Consider the following 5214-nt stretch of genomic DNA (forward strand, 5'->3'; position numbering starts at 1 on the left):
CTTCCGCACGTACGCCACCGCACGAACCTACCCCGATTAGTACCCCAAAACACCCACCAGCCAGAGCAACGCTGCAGGTCAAGCGACTACAGAATGTGAGAATCAGCCAAGGTGTCCAAACTCAGGTCTTACGGCGGGTAACCCCGCGCCAACCGTTGGCCCGCATGAGGCGCTCCACGGTGCAACGGGCCACCACAATGCCTTGTCGTTGCAGGTGAGCCCACATCTTGGTGGCCCCGTACAGTGACTCCGGTGTGCGGCGGCCTTGCTCGTCGGGCTCGTAGTAGCCGGCCAGTACCTCGGTGATGACGGTGTCCCACAGGGCCCTCGCTGATGGGGGTCGGGTCAGCCAGGCGTAGAAGGTTCTCGGGGCGATCTGGCAGCCGTGCTCGGTGAGCACGCGGCAGATCGGAGCGACCCCGAACCGAGCGCGATGCTCGGCGATGAACGCACAGATCAGCGGTGTCGCGGGTCGCTCTCCCGCGCGAAGAAAGTTGTTGCCGCCTTCAGGATCTCGATGGTTTCCTCAAGCTCACGGTTCTTGCGCTTGAGCTCTCTATTCTCACGGGCGACGCCGGTTGACACCCCATCACGCTGGCCGGTGTCCACCTCAGTCTGGTTGACCCAGCGGCGCAGCGACTCGTAGGACACCCCCAACCGCTTGGCGACCGCGGTAATGCACGCCGTGCGGGTGTCGTACTCCTCGGCATGATCGGCGACCAACCGCACCGCCCGGGCCTTGAACTCATCGTCGTACCTCTTTGCCATGATGCAAACAACCTTCCCTCGAAAGAAGGTGTGCATCAAACCCGGGGTGGTTCATTGCAACGACCGATTGAACCCGCCCAATATACGTCTGTGCGGTTCGGCGAGACCCTGTCGCTGTCTGGGTTGGTGGCCTCAATCGGGACAGTCGGGGATGCCTTCGATAACGCACTGGCAGAGACAACCATAGGGCTCTACAAGACCGAAGCCGTCCGCGATGATTCACCGTTTCGTCGCGGTCCTCTGAGCCGTCTGGCCGACGTGGAACTGCTCACCGCCGAGTGGGTGCACTGGCATAACGCCGACCGCCTCATGCACCGCCTGGGCCGCATCCCACCCATCGAGTACGAAGACGTCCACTACGCTACAAACGCGGCCAACTCAAGGGCTGCACACCAATAACCGGTGCGCATCAAACCCGGGGCGATTCAACAGCGCCACCCACGCATTCTGGTCAAGATAAACCAGGAGCATGTTCGCTAATCGCTGACTCGACATCCACCGCCGCGTCGGCCTCCTGCGCTTTAACTCGGACTGTCCACTGGATGAGGTCCCTCTTATGGGGCGTCGCCGACTTCGGTACTGCGATGGACAGAAGCGGTACCACGTTCGCAGTCGACAACGGTACCGACGGAGCGGACCGGTCGTCAGCTAGATAAATCAGAACAACCCCTCGGCCATCCGCGGCGGGCAAGCCTCCGATCGCCTCACCGCGCGCAATCCCAAGGACGGCGTTGCCGTGCTTGCGATCGGAGCCTACGAAGTCGATACGTCCCCCGGTTCTACGGGTTCTTCTGATGACTGGTGCCGCCCCAATCCCCTCCAATTTCACTGTGCCCATGGACTTTTGGGGTTGGGGCCAAACCACTACCCACTCGGTGATCCGGCCACTGCTAGTCGCATTGTCGAGGAACTTGGTGAATGGCTTGATCACCTCGTCATACTGAGGGTGCCACCGCAGCCTCCGAAAGAGAGTCTGGAACTGCTTTGCAGTTACCGTCCCAAGTTTGACTTGAACGTCGCCTTCGTCACCGCGGGCCAACTCATAGTGAAGGGTTGCCTTGCGGGATGCTGCGGCGAGCAATGGAATTCCGACCTCGATCAGATTGCCTTCGTTCTCGGCGTCACCGCGCGGTGGTAGACCGTACCGGTCTTGAATGCCGCCTGCAGTAGCTTTGGAGTCGATCACGGCGTTCCACATCTTGTTGCGAGCAGTGGGCCGCAGCCACGGAAGGTGCTGGCTGACCAACGGCGGAATCTGGCGAGGTTCCACCAACGGAAGCCCCTCGCTGTCGAATCCTTCGTACTGGCGCAATTCTTCGCGGAACGCTTCTTCGTCCAACAGTAGCGCTTCGAACGCCTCGTATAGATCCACCTTCGTGTCCCGCCGAATGTAAAGACGGACCAGATCCTTGTAGCCGGGCCGAAATCCGAACCAACGACCCGCCTGCATCAAAGTATCTGCTTGGCCAGCCTTCCGCCGAAAATAGGAGACGGTGAGGCCTTCTACGGTGAATCCGCGGCTCAGCTGTGTCCCTCCGACGAGAATGCGCCAGACTTTCTCAGCCTCGAAGTCGAGCTTCTTCTGCTGATCCTGGATAGTCTTGTCGGAGTTTACAATTAGTACCGGGTCGCCATCCGTGGTCATCTGCGCGATCACCGATGCGATGAACGGTTTGAGCGTCTCGAACGAGTCGGGTACGGCGTGCCCCTGAGAACGGACCAACATGACCGGGTAGTAGTCCGTGTCATACAGCTTCTGAAGCCTGCTCAACCCCGCTGCCGAGGTGTGTCTGGATGTTTTCCAGATCGTACGTACATCTTCTGCCGTCCCGAGATGTTCGGCCTGCTTCACAGATTCGTGAATGAGCATGGTGTGATGCCGAAACGAATCGGTGGAGACGGACTCGCGGAACTTCTTCATCGCTCCACTGAGAACCCATGCATCGATGGCTTCCTGCAATTCGGCTCGTCTCCGGTCGGGATCATCGTCCGTGTCCCCGACGAGGCTTCTCACGTAGGCCAGCTCATTGGAGGTCGCTAGGGTCTTGTCTTCGTCATCCCAGCGTTTGCCGACATCGTGAAACTCTTGCACACCCATGTAGCCGATCGGCCGCTGGAGCGATAACACGAAATCCGAAGGGAATAGGTCACGCTCATCGTCCGGGTCTACAAAGACGTTCGCAAACGGAGTGGCTGTGTAGCCGACGTATTGTGCACGCGGACAGAGTTCAAGCAGGCTCGTTATAAGCTTGTTGATGGTCGTGCGTTGACGATCTGCCGACGTCTCCTTGGCCCACTTCGACGGATTGGTCGTGTCCACGGACGCCTGGTCGGACTCGTCGTCAATAAGGAGTACCGGTAACTGGGCCAAATCTCCCTGGATTGGCTTCAAGTCTGCGATCAGCTTGCGAAGAGGCGCGGGATTCTTCTTTATCACCGCGACGTATGCGTCAGACCGGAAGAGGTTAGCCGGGTCGTTGAGTGTCTTCGTCTTGTCGTACTTGTGGAACTTGAGCTTGGTCAGGCCCTGAGGAAGCCTCTTGTAGTCGCTCCGGTGTGTAGTGACGCGATCAATGTGGACAACCCCGTCCTGGTCGAGCGCAATGCCGTGACGGAGAAAGCGATTCGCCAGCCACTCCGTATCCTGTTGGTAGTCCAGTTCTTTTGCCACTTGCGGGTCACTAGGATCTTGGCCTTTGAGAATGTTCTCAACACCCATTAGTTCCATGTCCATACGTCGCTGGGTTTGGGCGCGCAGAATCTCGATGGTTCCAGTAAGGACGATGATCAGTCGATAGCCAGCATCGATTGCCTTCGCGACAACCCCGGTGAAATTGGCGGTCTTGCCGCTCTGCACATACCCGACGACCAGCCCCTTTGTCTGTTTCACGGTGTCGCGCGTGGGGTCACTCAACCGCTCGATGACGTCGGTGGTCGTCTCGTCGAGAGCGGAGATTGCTTCGGCAGACCACCCTTTGGTGTCTCGCAGATAGCGTTCGTAATCGTCCCAATACACGCTCGTCCGTTGACTCCTCGCCAGCGCATACCAGGGTTCGAACTTCCTTGAGATTTCGATTACCGGCTTCTTGAAGACAGGAGCTCGCGCGCTCAATGTCGCGGAAACGTCGGAACCCAGATCCAGTGCGGTGTATACGGCGGCCCGCCGGGCGTCCGATCGGGGCGATGTTGGCGACCCATGGAGGTCTGCATACGTGCCGACCTCGTCGGCGTCCCATCGAGCGAGCGCTAGGCGGAGTTGCGTGAGGGTCGGATCGTTCTCGCTCGCTGTCGTGAGGTACGCGCTGAGATCGTCGGTTGTCACCGGCGACTGAGCGAAGTATGCGAGCCCGGAGAGCAGCGATTTTGGCTGCCCGTTTGCCAATCCGGTCAGTAGTTCCTTCAATGCGTCCGCCCATTTGGGCCGTTCAGCGGTCATCGGTTGATCCCCTCCTCCACGAACCCCAACAGGGGGGCCAGCAATGCGTCGAACTTCAAGTCAGTGACGTCGATTCTGTACGAAATGTCCGACAAGCAGCCCGCTTGGGGCACGGCGCCTTGTAAGATCGACTCGGTGATCGCGGGAAAGTCCGGCCCGACGAGATAAGCGCGGGGGCGGTTTCGCAGGCCCCAGATCGTTGGGTACAAATCGGCGTCCGCAACGTTCCACCCAGCGGTTCGTAGCAGTTCATCGAGGTATGCAACATGTCCGCCCGCGAGCGTTCGAACGGTAGCCACCCATCCCGCCAGTGTCCGGCCGTCGGCTTGCCCGGCTCTAGTGACTTGGAGCGAGAGCATCCAAAGTGAAGCACCGTGGCGGGGAACGAGCTGGCTCGATCCGCTAATGATGTGCCGTCTTCGCTCGGAAGCAGTGGTCTTGACCTCGATGTCGTAGCCATCGAAGACGAAGTCGTGCTCCTCCGCGTAGGGCCCACGCCACGCGTCCACTCCCGGGCCTGCACCGACTGTGCGGACTAGATAGTCAAGGAAAATCAGCTCGCCCACGAGTCCGGTCTCTTCTTCAGCCGTCAGTCCTCCCCGCGATGTCAGCATGTCTTTGTACTGTTCCACACCCGCCGAGACAGCCTGGGCCAACGGTGACTTAGCTAACTGAATCTCATCCGCGATCGCGGCAAGAAGGCCGTACGCACCGTGAACGTTGTTGGCGGTGTGCACGGTTACCCGCGCAACTTCTCGCCCGTCGATGTATAGGGCCTCGAAGCTAATGTGTTGCAGCCTTGCAAGATTGGGCTCGGGTGGCTGGTACTCGGTGATGAGGGTGATTCGACCCGCAGTGGGGTCGAACTCGAGTTGACAGGTAGGAGAAATTGTCAATACCTGTGGATCGGGGTGTTTCAGGCGACCTCCGTTCCGGTGCTCTCGTCACCGTTTGAAGGCGGTGTTGGTGGGGTGATGTCGGTGGGTCGTTCGAGTAGCTTGCCTTTGTGG

2 protein-coding genes and 2 pseudogenes are annotated in these 5214 nt (G+C 59.4%); 1 reads left to right on the forward strand and 3 read right to left on the reverse strand.

All coding sequences use genetic code 11. The annotated features are described in order from the left end of the window. Nucleotides 1-127: 127 nt before the first annotated feature. Nucleotides 128-768: pseudogene (locus ACXMYJ_RS28415) on the reverse strand (IS3 family transposase); the annotation flags it as partial. A gap of 48 nt (nt 769-816) precedes the next feature. Between ACXMYJ_RS28415 and ACXMYJ_RS28420 the strand changes: the two are divergent. Then, nucleotides 817-1167: pseudogene (locus tag ACXMYJ_RS28420) on the forward strand (IS3-like element ISMysp3 family transposase); the annotation flags it as partial. Between the two features lie 52 nt (nt 1168-1219). On the opposite strand, the gene ACXMYJ_RS28425 reads toward ACXMYJ_RS28420, so the two are convergent. Beyond that, on the reverse strand, nt 1220-4204 hold the full coding sequence (locus ACXMYJ_RS28425; RefSeq protein WP_460359466.1) for a Z1 domain-containing protein: 2985 nt from the start codon (nt 4202-4204) through the stop codon (nt 1220-1222). Continuing rightward, a complete protein-coding gene (locus tag ACXMYJ_RS28430; RefSeq protein ID WP_460359467.1) occupies nt 4201-4941 on the reverse strand; it encodes a PD-(D/E)XK motif protein in 741 nt (246 codons plus the stop codon). The genes ACXMYJ_RS28425 and ACXMYJ_RS28430 overlap by 4 nt, the downstream gene beginning before the upstream one ends. Nucleotides 4942-5214 lie beyond the last annotated feature (273 nt).

Source organism: Mycobacterium sp. ZZG (genome assembly GCF_054786995.1).

Excerpts from the sequence above, each read along its gene's own strand:
- ACXMYJ_RS28425 (WP_460359466.1), bottom strand. The coding sequence starts at position 4,204 with ATGACCGCTGAACGGCCCAAATGGGCGGACGCATTGAAGGAACTACTG.